This is a genomic window from Streptococcus saliviloxodontae, assembly GCF_016908655.1.
Lineage (GTDB): Bacteria > Bacillota > Bacilli > Lactobacillales > Streptococcaceae > Streptococcus > Streptococcus saliviloxodontae.
Map to the genome: position 1 here is coordinate 1 of NZ_JAFBEI010000046.1, position 15,080 is coordinate 15,080.

Below are 15,080 nucleotides of genomic sequence, written 5' to 3' on the forward strand. Positions count from 1 at the left end.
CAACGACCTCCACTACTATTATACCGGAGGTCGTTTATCTAGTTTATGAAATTAATTTCTGAAAACGATATTTTCTTCATGCGTTTGTCGTGTTGATAATTTCCTTAGGTGGGAGGCTTTCTTTTTTAAACGTTAGCTTAGGTAGCAGGGACGCCAGCGACCTACTGCGTCGTTCCATAGCTAATTTCTGAGCCTAAGGTCTCAGAAATCCCCTCAGCAATCATCACATTGTGATGATTGCTTTCTTGCTACGGCGGTAACGTTTGGGTTTGTCTCGCTTGCGCTCACTTTTTGCTGGCGCTTCTTTCTAATTTATCCCTTGCTTTCTTCTATCAGCTTATCTAAGACAGCTTGGGCAACTTTTTCTGGGATGCCCAGTGCCTGCATGTCCTCGACGGTCGCTTTTTGGATGGCTGGGATGGACTTGTAGTGTTTGAGCAGAGCCTGCTTGCGTTTGGGGCCAAGACCAGCGATTCCGTCCAGCTGGGATGAAAAGCTGTTCTTGCTTCTGACCTGTCTATGAAAGGTAATGGCAAAGCGGTGAACCTCGTCCTGTATACGGTGCAGGAGGAAGAACTCCTGCGAATTGCGAGGGAGGTCAATGACTTCCAAAGGGTCGCCAAAGAGGAGCTCGTGCGTCTGGTGCTTGTCGTTCTTCTGCAGGCCTGCCACTGGAATGACCATGTTGAGTTCATTTTTCAGAACGTCTTTGGCAATATTGACCTGCCCCTGTCCACCGTCGATGATGATCAGGTCTGGTGTCACCAGTCCGTCACGCTTGACCCTGCTGTATCGCCTGCGAATAACCTCACGCATGCTGGCATAGTCATCAGGTCCCTCAACAGTCTGAATCTTATACTTGCGGTAGTCTTTTTTGCTTGGTTTCCCATTTTCAAAGACAACCATAGCCGACACAGGGCTGGTCCCCATGATATTGGAGTTGTCGAAAGCTTCGATACGAACCGGCGTCGGAATGCCCATGAGCTGACCGAGATTTTCAATGGCACCTTGGGTTTTGTGGAGGTCTTTTTCTAAAAGATCAAACTTTTGTTCAAGGCTGACGCGGGCATTTTTAGTAGCCAAAGCAACCAGTTGCTTCTTCTCACCACGTTGCGGTTTGACGACCTTACTGTCCACCAAGGCTTCCACAGAAGCTTGATCGATATCAGACGGAATAAAGACCTCTGCTGGCATAAGGTGCTTGCTATCACGGTAAAATTGCCCCAGGTAGGTCAAGAAGTCCTCTTCAGCCTCATTGTAGTAAGGAAAGAGATTGACATCCCTCTGAATAAGTTTTCCCTGACGGACAAAGAAGACCTGCACGCACATCCAGCCCTTGTCGACATAGTAGCCAAAGATATCCCTGTCCTGCATGTCTTGGCTCATGACACGTTGTTTGGTACGAAGCGTCGCTACCGCTGAAATCAAGTCTCGATACTCAGCAGCTCGTTCAAACTCCATGCTGTCGCTCATCTCCTGCATCTTGTCACGCAGTTGATTGACAATTTTATCGTCCTGACCATTAAGGAACTGTTTAACATCCATCGTCAAGCCTGCCCAGTAGTCCTGGGTCGTATGGCAGATGGTGTGAGCATTGCATTGCCCTAGATGATAGTAAAAACAGACCTTGTTGGCGGGATTGGTGCATTTTTTAAAGGGAAAAATGCGGTCAAGCAGTTTCTTGATGTCATTGGCAGCCCCAGACTCTGGATAGGGACCAAAGTAAGCTGCTCCGTCTTTCTTGACTTGACGAGTAATCAAAAGCCTTGGGTAAAGTTCCTTGGTGATTTTAATAAAAGGATAGGAAGAATCGTCCTTGAGCTTGATATTGTACTTAGGCATATTTTCTTGGATAAGGTTGATTTCCAAGAGCAGGGCCTCGATGTTAGACTCGGTGACAATAAACTCAAAATCCTCAATCTCAGATACCAAAAGCTCTGTCTTGGTATCGTGACTCCCTCGAAAGTAAGACCGCACACGATTTTTGAGATTTTTCGCCTTACCGACATAGATAATGGTACCATTTTTATCCTTGTGCAGATAGCATCCTGGGCTATCTGGCAGCAGTTCTAATTTGTGTTTTATCAGTTGATTCATGTCTTTTATTCTATCAAAAAAGCCAGAAAGACTAAAGCTAAAAAGCTACTAGCATTTCTGGTTTACAGAATTAGGTATTTTGAAGTAAGTCTAGGAGTTCTTGGTAAGAACTGACCATGTGAGTAGGCACAGCTCCACTCTTGTTTTCAAGTCCCTTGGGATTGAACCAGACGGTGTCGATACCAGCATTATTGCCACCTTGGATGTCGGATGACAGGCTATCGCCAATCATCAAGGCGCAGCTAGGGTCAAAATCGGCTACCTGCTCTGCGATTTTTTCAAAAAAAGCTAACTGAGGCTTTTGGGCGCCAATCTCATCTGAGATAAAAACCTGTTCAAAGAAGTCAGCGATGTCCGACTGAGCCAGACGCCCTTTTTGGATAAAGGGCACACCGTTAGTCGCCGCAAAAAGACGATAGTTTTGGGACGATAGCTGAGCGAGGAAATCACGAGCTTCTGCATAAGTCTGTCCCTGCTGGCTGAGGTAGTGCTGATAACGCTGGGCAAAATAGATACCATCAACCGTCTGACCAAAATGAGCAAATAGTTTAGCAAAGCGCGTGTTGAGCAGTTCAGACTTGCTGATACGTCCTTGAGCTAAATCCTCCCAGAGCGCCTTGTTCATGGGAACATAGTAGTCCTTGTAAGCCTCAATCGCCGTCACCCCAGCCTCCTCCAGCAGACAGGTCAGAGCAATCGCCTCAGCAGCATCAAAATCAAGTAAGGTGTGATCTAGGTCGAAGAGTAGAAATTTGTAATACAATGTAGGCTTTTCCTTTCTAGGGGGGTGCTTTATTTAACGATTGAATTCATTTCAAAATTTACCCCATTATACCATATTGTTGAAAGAAACTTTACTCTATGCTCTCTTATTGGAGCTTATTTTCTCTTAATGTGATAATAGCCAGTTATAAATTATATTTTCCGCTTGACGTGATGCTATTCTTAAAAAAATAATTAATTGTTGTCACTTGTTTGGTAATTCTTTAAAAGTTATCACCTACTCCTTTGTCTTTTCTTCTAAAAAGGTAATAAGTCTTTGAAAGGCATCTTGTGATATATCATCTTTTCTTAGATTGGAGATAAAACCATGCGACTTCGTGATGCCTTTTTCCGCAAAAGGATCGACAATTTTATTCACGACACCTACACGTTCCAATGCGTCGTGCAAACTCACCATATCTTTTCTATATTCGCTTCCTAATAAAAAGCTTGGTGGGTAATCCGTTGTAACATGTAAAATTGGATTGTAATCTGTAATCTCTTCTTGAGTAAGATAAATTGTTTCTGAAACATAATTACCTACCAACAATTTAGCAGCAAGTGAAAGTTTTTCGTATTCAAGAGGCGCATCATCAATTACCAAAGCTTTGATATTTTCTTTTACAATTTTTGGTGTGATATCTAATCTTTTTGCATATTCAGAATTTGAAACGATACTCCCATATTGTGCAACCATAATCGCACCTGCAGATGACCCCATTAAAACAACATTATTCATATCAAGATGATATTCTTTAGCATGATCAATCATATAAGAAATCGCTGCATTCATTTGGATAAGCGGGGTCGGAAAATGATATTCCGGAACAAAAGCATAATCAACATTTACAACATTATACCCTTTAGAAACGATATCATCTATTAGATATGTGGAACCATTCGCAACTAAAGGATCTCCCATGTTTTTACTGCCTCCAAAAAAACCACCACCATGAAAATAAAAAACTGTTGGTCGTTTCATATCAACGTTATTGTCCGGGTAGATAACATCTAAAAAACTGTTTGGATAGTCATTACTATAGCGAATGTCACTTTTCAGATATTGACCATTTTCTTTTATACCGTCAACAGGAGTATATAGCGGTTCAAATGTGTTCGGACTTTTATCTTGATATATTATCTTTTGAATTATTCCAACAGCTATTTGTGGATGATTGGTTACTAATCCATAACCCACTACACCTAAACATAGCAATATTACAAATGAATAAACTACATATTTTTTTGTTTTCTTCATTACAATTTCCTTTCATAGGTATTTTCTCTTTTCAAATACTTATACTTATTATAAATGACTCACAGCGTGAGACAAGTGTCTCAAGTGAAAATTGTAAACAATACAAATAAGACAATATGTCTCATGAAAAAACAAAATATCGAAATTCAGGCAAGTGAAGCGCTGATTAAACTTTTTCAAACAAATGCACTCAAGAATATTACAGTTAAAAAATTTTTTATCCTTTTGTCTTTACAAATATCATGCAATATCTATTACAGTTGATTTCCAAACTACTCATCATGCATATGACACTATCTCTATTTTTCAATTCTCATCCCTTTAATATCTTTTAGGAAATTCATGGTAATATCAAAATTCACTCTAGCTGATGTTCCATGATTACTATATGGGATTTCTGCTAATTGATTCTTGACACCTAATTTATTAAGTTCATTTATATAATCCCTTGAACCATTAATTGTCACCATCGTATCTTTTTGTCCGTGTATAATTAATACCGGTGGAAGATTTTTATTGACAAAAGTTAATGGGTTGACTGCTTTTACTCGTTCAGGATATTTCTCTAGACTACCTCCTATATATCTTTCAACAATTCCGGGAATATAGGATGGTGTCATAAATCTTGCATTTTCAGAAGTCCATTTCAAGTCTATAGCAGGATAGATAACGGTTAAAGCTTTTGGCATTGGTCCATCTAGGCTTCCTTCAGATACTCTGCCGCCATAAACTAATGCTAAATTACCCCCAGCTGATTCCCCAGATAGAAATATTCTCTCTGGATCACCTCCATAATTCTTTGCATTCTCGTAAATCCATTTCATAGCATCATTTACGTCTTCAATTTGCTTATCCCAAGTTGGTCTATCATCAGTTGCTAAACGATAATTGATACTAAAAGAAACATAACCTTCCTCTTTCATCATTTGATGATAATTGGCATTGCTTTCTGAATCACTGCTAGACCATCCACCACCATGAACATAGACATAAACTGGTCTTAGTTCTGTTAAATTTTCTTGTTTTGGCTTGTAAATAGAGATGCTTAACTCTTCTCTTTCTTTTGTCGCATAAACCATTTTTTCATCAGGAATTCCTTTTTTACCAACAGCATCCATGCTGGATAGAAGATTAATATTTGCTCCATTTTTTACGATAGCATTTCTATAATGTACAAACTCAATACTTGTAGCACTAAGACTAGTTGATGACATTAAAAGAAACGCAATACTCATTTTACTTAATGCTTTCAGATTCCATTTTTCTTTAGCCAACTTATATATACCGATTACTAAAGTCAAAAGTGAAATGATAAATACCCATGAAAACATCATTGGATAAAATATGGTTGCTATTTGTGTGACTAACCATTCATCTTTGCCTAAAACACCTAAACTAATGATCAACATTAATACTGATATAACAAGTGCTATTCCTTTTAATAGTTTTTTTAATATCATCTTTCTTCTCCTTTTTATTCATTTTCGACTTTACAAATGTAACACCTTTTGTTTGTTATCGCAATAAATATTGCCTAAAAATCAAAAATGAAACAAAGTCCCTGAAACTGTAAGGACGCAAATAGATAGCAAAAAAGACAGTATCCTTACCGTCTTTTTCAACTTATTGCATCTCATCATTCAACCATTTGATATAGTCTTTACCATAATTGTCGTAAGCAAAGCCATGTTGTCCACCTTTAACAAGGACATCTGTAACATCTATACCATTTTCTCTGGCAGTTTTTATGTAGTCCTCAGTTTCTTTCAATCCAACCATTTGATCATCATCTCCATAGGCGATGAATTGTTGTTTGGCTTTAGGATTCAAGTGATTTTTCAAGTCAGTCAGTTCGAGTAAATCTTCCCTTTTTCTCTCATCACGCACTTCCTCATCATTAAACATGGCAAAAAGCATCGGAACATTATTCTTATAGGATAATGCGGGATAGATCATGGCTGGAGCAATAACGTTGTCATCCACTGCATCAATGTCATCCTTTTGATAGTCATGAGGAAAAAGATCTTTTCCCATAATCATGTTAATATAAGTCCCGACCTGATTTCCACCTGCAGAAAATCCAATTAAACCAATTTTATCAGGGGAAATCTGATAATCCTCTGCATGATATCTCAAAAAACGGACAGCCCTTTGTACATCTATCTGTGGAATAGGATACTCATAGGGATTAGAGCGATAATGAAGCACAAAGGCTGAATAACCAGCTTTATTGAGTTCCATTGCAATATCTTTTCCTTCACTTGTTGAACCATCCATGGACTTGTATCCAAATCCACCGCCAGGAATAACAATCACAGCTCCCCTACTATTTTCTTGCAAATAAGGAATAAGGTAAGGCGCATCTTCGTAAGTTTCCTTTTCAAAGCCCTGTTTGATTTCAAAGAGGTAGGTAAAGGTATCGATTTTTTCTTCATTATCTTGGTAATCTTTTCCTACAATTCCTTGCAAAAATTGAAATGTTGACAAGATAAAATTCGCATTGGGAGATTTAATCGCCATGTCATCAAGTTTTGATTTCTTACTATTTCCAGCAACAGAATCCCAAATCCCAATACGTTTGTCATAATCTGCAACGTCACCACCTGCCATGCCAACAGATTTCATCATCACCTGTAAACCTAGATATCCAATTCCTCCAAGTAAAGAGATTGTAATAACCAAACCAATAAGTATTTTTTTCCATCGTTTCATGATTTCCTCCTTCAAGACTTTACAAATGTAACATCAATTTGGTATGATAGCAATGAGAATAACGCAAATAAGCTAAAATGAAACAAAAAGAGGGTATCTGTAACATCATGAACAATCAAGAAAAGCAAACTTTTGCCAAAAAATCGCTGACTAATGCACTATTAAAACTTTTAAAAGACAAGCCACTTCAAGAAATCACCATCAGTGAACTCTCTAGAGAATCACAAATTAGTCGGGTATCTTTTTACCGTAATTATCCAAATATGGAAGCGATTTTGGAAGAGCACATTTCTCATCTTCTCCACAAATGGAACGAGGAAAATCATCTCGCTTTTGAAACCGATCTCAAGGATAATGGTCGAAATGACTTGCAATTGGCTAGCTTATTCGGTCACATCAAAGAGCATGAAGATTTTTACAAGTTACTATTTGAGAGAGAGTTATTGCAATTAATGATTCCCCAACTCAAAATTGTTCTCATACCTTCGGAAAAATCCGATAATTTCGCTGCCTATTTAGAGTCCTTTTCTCTTTATGGAATTTATGGGTGGATCCAGGAATGGATAAAACGAGGAATGACCGAATCCGCAGAAGAACTAGAAGTATGGCTCAGAATGCGTGAAATTTGATAGGGTTGATAACAATTATTTAACGATTTGAAACAATCCAAACGATTACAGATATCCAGCAAATATTTCCAATCTGCTATTAAATGACAGTCACTACCTCTAAGATTAAATAGTTCCATAAAATACAAAAAGCCCTTGAAACCATATGATTTCAGGGAGTTTTAATCTTTTATTTGTATCACTTAACTTCTACTAATTTCGAATAGTAGAAATGTATACATAGTGGAGAGTTTTCTTTCTAGAAATAATCATATTCATCTATATTTATAATTAAAGTTCCTAGTCATTATACCATAAGAGTGATTAAAAATGGGGAAGTTATATTCTAAGATCGTAGTTCATTAGCATAAAAATATGGGAACATTTTTATTTCTATATCAAACTTCTTCTTGTCTGATTAATCCAAAGAGAGGAAGGAAAAATTTTTGCTACTCTACATTTCCTCATTATCTGGCTATTGTCACTTTTCATACGATAAAAAAACTCAAATCTTATTGATTTTGAGTTTTTTTGTTTATAGCCTATCCTGCAATTTCTCAACAAAGAGATAAGCCGCTGGACAGGTAAGGGTATTTTTGATGGTTAGGTGATTAATCTGATAGACTTTTTTGCGGTCTGTATGGGGAAATTCCCGGCAAGCCTTGGGTCTCACGTCATAGATTGAGCAGAGGTTATCTCCTCCTAGGAAAGGACATGGCATAGACTTGAAGACCTTATCACCATCTTCATCTACTTCCAAAAATTCCGCCTCAAAGGCTGGCAATTTCATCTTAAAATATTTCGCAATCCGAACAATATCTGCTTCTTTGAAATCGGGTCCTAGGGTCTTGCAACAATTGGCACAGGCAGTGCAGTCAATCTCTTGAAAAACTTCTTCATGAACCTGAAGAGCAATTTTATCCAGATTCTTAGGAGCTTTTTTCTTGAGACCTGCTAAAAATTTGCGGTGTTCCTTTTGCTTTTGAAGGGCTAATTGATGGTATTTTTCGATGTCAATTTCGTGTGTCATGATTTACTTTCTATCGCTTAGTATCCATTTATTATATCATACCCGCCTAAGTTATCAAAGACTCATTAGCAATAACCACGACAAACGCATGAAACAGTTATTTCCGAATTATAGTACAGTTTAAAATAGATACTTTTACTATTATTCCTATAGTAAGACGTTCAAAGTATTTTAGATTTTTTTGAAATACCTGAACTTTGAATTGCAGAAAGCTTTAGTTTCACTCTAAAAATCTTTCATGCGTTTGTCGTGAGCAATAACTGACAAGGATTGCTCGGTGCACAAAGTTATAGAAAACCGCTACTTTTTAAAACCCAATTTTTAATAAAAGCGATTGCTCTGCTTTTGGGATTCATGAAAGCTAGCAACTACTGTTATGCTAGTATATCTGACTTTTGTTTAGCAAAAGTGAAGTCGATAAAAGTTATCATCTTGTCACTCCTACTCTTCTAACAAAAGCATAAAATCTTAATAAGTCGCTGATACAAGCAAATAAAGAATGACTACTTCCAACGGTTAACCTTTTTGAGCAAGATAGGGTAGGTTGCCTTTAGCAACCATTTTTGAAGGGGATTCCCTGGTCCTTGGGAGATGCCTTCACGTCCACGTGCCAACATCGCCTCATAACTACAGTTTGGTTGCGTAAAAGCACCGCCTTGATAACAGAGTAGGCAATAGGTTTCAGATGGTTGACCATCTTTTTCACTGCCACGCATATCTCCTTGTTTTCCTTGAAGTGGCATGGCACAGGATTGACAAATCGTTTTCATTATTCTTCCTTTACTAATAACTATTCAATCTATTATAACAAAAAATAGAAAAAAGATTAGATTAGGTCTCCTCTTGAACACCACAATAAGTGAGCATTTGCTTGACCATTTCCTCTTCAGTCAAATGACTACCCTCACGCAGCCACCAGATCAGGCTTTCGATAAAGACTGTACAAATCATCTGTTCAAGATAAGGATGAGACAACTGCTTTCTCTTCTCATCCATACCGTCAAAAATGCGAGGACAAACGTCATGCTTGAGCTCTGCTATTAGCATACGATAAAAATAATCATTCTTGCTCAGAAGAAGACTCGCAACCTTATCTTGATTGGTCTTAAAATGACCAAAAAGGTGCGCTAAGTAACCTTCTAGTGTCATTTCTTGGTTTTTGTTAAACAGGTGATGGAACAAGTCCTGGCAAAGTTCTTCCAATAGAAAATCCTTGCTCTCATAGTGAGCATAGAAGGTCGAACGACCGACATCTGCCTGATCAATGATTTCTTGCACTGTCATCTTATCGTAACCTTTTTCATTCAATAATAAAAGAAAGGCCTTATAGATAGCTTTTTTTGTTTTGTTAATACGTCTGTCTTGTCTTTTCATACCGTACAAATGAAACAATTTGTTCAAAAACGAACAAAGAGATCGTTGTTGCTTCTTCCTTTCCATGCTGTTATCAGCGATAATAAGTTTAAGAATACTACTATTATAACAAAAGGAGAAAACCTTATGGGTGCCAGAACCTCTACTTTGATTGCCTTTGTGCTAAATTTTTGCTTTGCTATTATTGAACTGTTCTTTGGAACTGCTTTTAAATCTAGCGCTATACTGGCTGATGCTGTTCACGATCTCGGTGATGCTACAGCCATCGGGCTTTCTGCTTTTTTAGAGAGAGTCGCCCATAAAAAAGCCGATCAGACATTTAGCTTAGGTTACAAACGTTTTAGCTTACTTGGGGCCATGATTACTGCTGGTATCTTAATGACAGGGTCTACTTGGGTTATTTTTGAAAATATTAGCAAACTCTTTCACCCAGAGCCTGTCAACTATAAAGGGATGTTTGTTCTAGGAATCGTTGCCATACTGATCAATATCCTCGCCTCACTTGTCGTCAGTCATGGAAAAACACGAAACGAAGCCATACTTAGTTTACATTTTTTAGAAGACATTCTTGGATGGCTCGCTGTTATCATCGTTGCCATCATCCTTAATTTCACGGACTGGTACTTCCTAGATCCTCTTCTCTCACTCATGATTTCATTTTTCATTCTGTCAAAAGCCCTGCCTCGTTTCTGGTCTAATCTCAAGATTTTTCTAGATGCTGTTCCTGATGAGATTGACTTGGCTGAGCTGACAAATGAATTGCTTGAGCTAGAGGAAATTTCTACCGTCAACCAATTCAACATCTGGTCTATGGATGGCTTAACTAACAATGCCACCCTACATGTCTGCATCAATCCAGCCGAAAACCCTGAAGACTGCAAGACAAAACTAAGACAGGTCTTAATAGATCATCAGATCGAAAATGTCACTATCGAATTGGATTCTTCCAAAGACGAACACCAAGAGTGCTGCATCAACTACTCCTCTCCAAAACAGGCAGCAAGCTATCACAAACACTAAAAGGTCAATCGCCTAGTCCTGGCGATTGACCTTTTTAAGTTATAGTCATAGTTCTGACAGTTACAATATCAATGGATTCTGATAAGCGATTTTGCCTCCTTTTAGTCCCTAAGAAAAATGGATAGCAAAATTCAATTGGGCTGACCTCTCTGACTTTTGGATAACTCCCCTAACCTCCCTTTGAAAAGCAAAAGCCCCTTCACTTTGGATGAGGCTTTTGCTCTTGTATATCCTAAAAAACAATCGAACTTCGGTCTTACTGATCATCTTTTTTTCGTCTACGACTAAAGAGACTCGCAAAAAGTAGACCTAGACCAGTCAGACTTGCTATGTTTGAAGTCTCCTCACCAGTACTTGGCAATCGTTTTTCTGACTTAGCAGTCGATTCAGCACTTGTTGACACGTATCGACTTAGACTTCCCGATTCTGACTCGGAAATGGATTCACTTAGCGATTCTGACACTGATTCACTTGTGGACTCGGAAACCGATTCGCTTAGCGATTCTGATATTGATTCACTCAATGACTCTGAGGCGGACTCGCTGGTTGACTCAGATACTGACTCGCTCATCGATTCTGATAACGATTCACTTATTGACTCAGATACTGACTCACTTAAGGACTCGGAAACGGAGTCACTCATCGATTCTGATAACGATTCGCTTAGCGATTCGGAGACTGAGTCGCTTAATGATTCTGAAACGGATTCGCTCAACGATTCTGAAGTTGACTCGCTGGTTGACTCAGATACGGATTCACTTAGGAATTCGGAGACCGATTCGCTTAACGATTCGGAAATTGACTCGCTCATCGATTCTGAGACGGACTCACTTAACGATTCTGAAACGGATTCACTCAATGACTCTGACACTGACTCGCTGAGGGATTCTGAGACGGATTCGCTTTGTGACTCGGAGACGGAGTCACTTGTTGACTCGGAAATGGATTCACTTAGCGATTCTGACACTGATTCGCTGGTTGACTCGGAAACCGACTCGCTTAATGATTCTGAAATGGACTCACTTAGCGATTCTGAGACGGACTCACTCAAGGATTCTGAGACGGATTCGCTGGTTGACTCGGAAACCGACTCGCTTAATGATTCTGAGACGGATTCGCTTAACGATTCTGAGATTGATTCACTAGTTGACTCGGATACTGACTCGCTCAAGGACTCCGAGACGGATTCGCTTGTGGACTCAGAAACGGATTCGCTGAGGGATTCTGAAATGGACTCGCTCAACGATTCGGAGACGGATTCGCTTAATGACTCTGACACTGACTCACTCAAGGACTCCGAGACGGATTCGCTGGTTGACTCTGAAATGGACTCACTCAAGGACTCCGAGACGGATTCGCTTAGAGACTCGGATAAGGATTCACTTGTGGACTCTGAAATGGACTCACTCAAGGATTCTGAGACCGATTTACTGGTTGATTCAGACACTGACTCACTTGTGGATTCTGAAACCGATTCACTTAGCGATTCTGAGACCGATTCGCTCAGGAACTCGGACAAGGATTCACTTGTGGATTCTGAAATTGACTCGCTTAGCGATTCTGAGATTGACTCGCTTGTGGACTCGGAAACTGATTCACTCAATGACTCTGACACTGACTCACTTGTTGACTCAGAAACGGATTCGCTGAGGGATTCTGAGACAGACTCGCTGGTTGACTCGGAAACCGACTCGCTTAATGATTCTGAGACGGACTCGCTTAGCGATTCTGAGATTGATTCACTAGTTGACTCGGATACTGACTCGCTCAAGGACTCGGAAAACGATTCACTTGTGGACTCTGAAATGGACTCACTCAAGGATTCTGAGACCGATTTACTGGTTGATTCAGACACTGATTCACTTGTTGACTCAGATACGGATTCACTTGTAGACTCGGAAACAGAGTCGCTTAGGGATTCGGAAATTGATTCACTCAATGACTCGGAGACTGACTCGCTTAACGATTCGGAAATGGACTCACTGGTTGACTCTGAAACTGACTCACTTAACGATTCGGAAACGGACTCGCTCAAGGATTCGGAAATGGATTCAATTAGAGATTCAGACACTGATTCGCTTAGGGATTCAGAGACCGACTCGCTCAACGATTCTGAGATTGATTCACTTAACGACTCTGACACTGACTCGCTCAACGATTCTGAAACAGATTCACTTGTGGACTCGGAGACAGACTCGCTTAGGGATTCTGAGATTGATTCACTTAAGGATTCGGAGACGGACTCACTCAAGGACTCTGACACTGACTCGCTCAAGGACTCGGAAACTGACTCACTTAACGATTTTGAAACCGATTCACTTGTCGACTCTGAAACTGACTCACTCAACGATTCTGAGACCGATTCACTCAGAGATTCTGAGACGGAGTCACTCAACGATTCGGAAATGGACTCACTTGTCGACTCGGAAATGGATTCACTTAGCGATTCTGAAACGGACTCGCTCAACGACTCAGAGACGGACTCACTTAACGATTCGGAAACTGATTCACTCAAGGATTCGGAAACCGATTCGCTAATTGACTCTGAAATTGACTCGCTTAATGACTCGGAAACCAACTCGCTTAGGGATTCTGATAATGATTCGCTCAGGGACTCGGAGACCGACTCGCTCAACGATTCTGAGACGGATTCACTTAAGGATTCAGACACTGACTCACTCAAGGACTCTGAGACGGACTCGCTCAACGATTCTGAGATGGACTCGCTTAGGGACTCGGAAACCGATTCGCTTAGCGATTCTGAGATTGACTCACTTAACGATTCTGAAACGGAGTCACTCAACGATTCTGAAATGGACTCACTTGTGGACTCGGAAATGGATTCACTTAGCGATTCTGAAACGGACTCGCTCAACGACTCGGAGACTGATTCACTTAGGGATTCAGACACTGATTCGCTTAACGATTCTGAGACGGATTCACTTGTTGACTCGAAAACGGAGTCACTCAACGATTCTGAAATGGACTCACTTGTGGACTCGGAAATGGATTCACTTAGCGATTCTGAGATTGACTCGCTTGTGGACTCGGAAACTGATTCACTCAATGACTCTGACACTGAGTCGCTCAGTGATTCTGAAACGGATTCGCTTAATGACTCGGAAATGGACTCACTTAACGATTCTGAGATTGACTCACTTAGAGACTCGGAAACCGATTCGCTCAACGATTCTGAGACGGATTCGCTCATCGATTCTGAAACCGACTCACTCAAGGACTCCGAGACAGATTCGCTGGTTGACTCAGACAAGGACTCACTTAACGACTCGGAAACAGAGTCGCTCATCGATTCAGAAATTGACTCGTTTGTGGACTCGGAAACTGATTCGCTTAACGATTCTGAGACGGACTCACTTAACGACTCGGACACTGACTCGCTCATCGATTCGGAAATGGATTCACTTAACGATTCTGAGACGGATTCGCTGGTTGACTCGGAAACTGATTCACTTAGCGATTCGGAAACGGATTCACTTGTCGACTCGGACACTGACTCGCTCATCGATTCGGAGACGGATTCACTTAATGACTCGGAGACTGACTCGCTCAAGGACTCGGAAACCGATTCACTTGTTGACTCAGAAACTGATTCGCTCAATGACTCGGAAATTGACTCGCTTAATGATTCTGAAACAGATTCACTTGTGGACTCTGAGACCGATTCACTTAGCGATTCGGAGACCGATTCACTTAGCGATTCTGAAACGGATTCGCTTAACGATTCTGAGACGGATTCGCTCAAGGACTCAGATATTGACTCGCTCAAGGACTCTGAAACGGACTCGCTCAAGGATTCAGACACCGATTCACTTGTAGATTCGGAAATGGATTCACTTAACGATTCTGAGACCGATTCGCTTGTGGACTCGGAATCTGACTCGCTCAGGGATTCGGAAATGGACTCACTTAACGATTCTGACACGGATTCACTCAATGACTCGGACACTGACTCGCTTAAGGACTCGGAAACCGATTCACTTGTCGACTCGGAGACTGAATCACTCAAGGATTCGGAAACGGACTCGCTCATCGATTCTGACACGGATTCACTTGTGGACTCTGAGACGGACTCGCTCATCGATTCTGACACGGATTCACTCAATGACTCGGAGACTGACTCGCTCAGTGATTCGGATATCGATTCACTTGTTGACTCGGAAACCGATTCGCTTAGCGATTCTGACACGGATTCGCTTAA

General features: G+C 40.4%; 11 protein-coding genes. 2 read left to right on the forward strand and 9 right to left on the reverse strand.

What is annotated here, in order from left to right; all coding sequences use genetic code 11:
* Positions 1-312 precede the first annotated feature (312 nt).
* From uvrC to JOC31_RS09000, 5 genes are all read right to left on the reverse strand, one after another.
* A complete protein-coding gene (gene uvrC / locus JOC31_RS08980; RefSeq protein WP_205017824.1) occupies positions 313-2,097 on the reverse strand; it encodes an excinuclease ABC subunit UvrC in 1,785 nt (594 codons plus the stop codon).
* A gap of 70 nt (positions 2,098-2,167) precedes the next feature.
* Positions 2,168-2,860 (reverse strand): pyrimidine 5'-nucleotidase PynA, encoded by a 693-nt coding sequence (gene pynA / locus JOC31_RS08985; RefSeq protein WP_205017825.1) that lies wholly within the window; start codon positions 2,858-2,860, stop codon positions 2,168-2,170.
* 237 nt (positions 2,861-3,097) lie between these two features.
* A complete protein-coding gene (locus tag JOC31_RS08990) occupies positions 3,098-4,117 on the reverse strand; it encodes an alpha/beta hydrolase (RefSeq protein WP_205017826.1) in 1,020 nt (339 codons plus the stop codon).
* A 299-nt stretch (positions 4,118-4,416) separates the two neighbouring features.
* Entirely contained in the window at positions 4,417-5,577 is a 1,161-nt protein-coding gene (locus JOC31_RS08995) for an alpha/beta hydrolase (protein WP_205017827.1), read from the reverse strand.
* Positions 5,578-5,740: 163 nt separating this feature from the next.
* Positions 5,741-6,829 carry an alpha/beta hydrolase gene (locus JOC31_RS09000; protein ID WP_205017828.1) on the reverse strand — a complete coding sequence of 363 codons (1,089 nt, stop codon included), beginning with the start codon at positions 6,827-6,829 and terminating at the stop codon, positions 5,741-5,743.
* 77 nt (positions 6,830-6,906) lie between these two features.
* Here JOC31_RS09000 and JOC31_RS09005 point away from each other — a divergent pair, with 77 nt between their 5' ends.
* Positions 6,907-7,458, forward strand: coding sequence for a TetR/AcrR family transcriptional regulator (locus JOC31_RS09005; protein ID WP_205017829.1), 552 nt, complete (start codon positions 6,907-6,909; stop codon positions 7,456-7,458).
* Positions 7,459-7,972: 514 nt separating this feature from the next.
* Here JOC31_RS09005 and JOC31_RS09010 read toward each other — a convergent pair.
* From JOC31_RS09010 to JOC31_RS09020, 3 genes are all read right to left on the reverse strand, one after another.
* Entirely contained in the window at positions 7,973-8,467 is a 495-nt protein-coding gene (locus tag JOC31_RS09010) for a YkgJ family cysteine cluster protein (protein WP_205017830.1), read from the reverse strand.
* A gap of 503 nt (positions 8,468-8,970) precedes the next feature.
* A complete protein-coding gene (locus tag JOC31_RS09015) occupies positions 8,971-9,237 on the reverse strand; it encodes a zinc ribbon domain-containing protein (protein ID WP_205017831.1) in 267 nt (88 codons plus the stop codon).
* 61 nt (positions 9,238-9,298) lie between these two features.
* Entirely contained in the window at positions 9,299-9,841 is a 543-nt protein-coding gene (locus JOC31_RS09020; RefSeq protein ID WP_205017832.1) for a TetR/AcrR family transcriptional regulator, read from the reverse strand.
* Between the two features lie 126 nt (positions 9,842-9,967).
* Here JOC31_RS09020 and JOC31_RS09025 point away from each other — a divergent pair, with 126 nt between their 5' ends.
* Positions 9,968-10,861, forward strand: coding sequence for a cation diffusion facilitator family transporter (locus JOC31_RS09025; protein WP_205017833.1), 894 nt, complete (start codon positions 9,968-9,970; stop codon positions 10,859-10,861).
* 256 nt (positions 10,862-11,117) lie between these two features.
* Here the strand turns inward: JOC31_RS09025 and JOC31_RS10155 are convergent, their stop codons facing one another.
* Positions 11,118-14,960 carry an LPXTG cell wall anchor domain-containing protein gene (locus JOC31_RS10155; protein WP_420825477.1) on the reverse strand — a complete coding sequence of 1,281 codons (3,843 nt, stop codon included), beginning with the start codon at positions 14,958-14,960 and terminating at the stop codon, positions 11,118-11,120.
* Between the last annotated feature and the right edge of the window lie 120 nt (positions 14,961-15,080).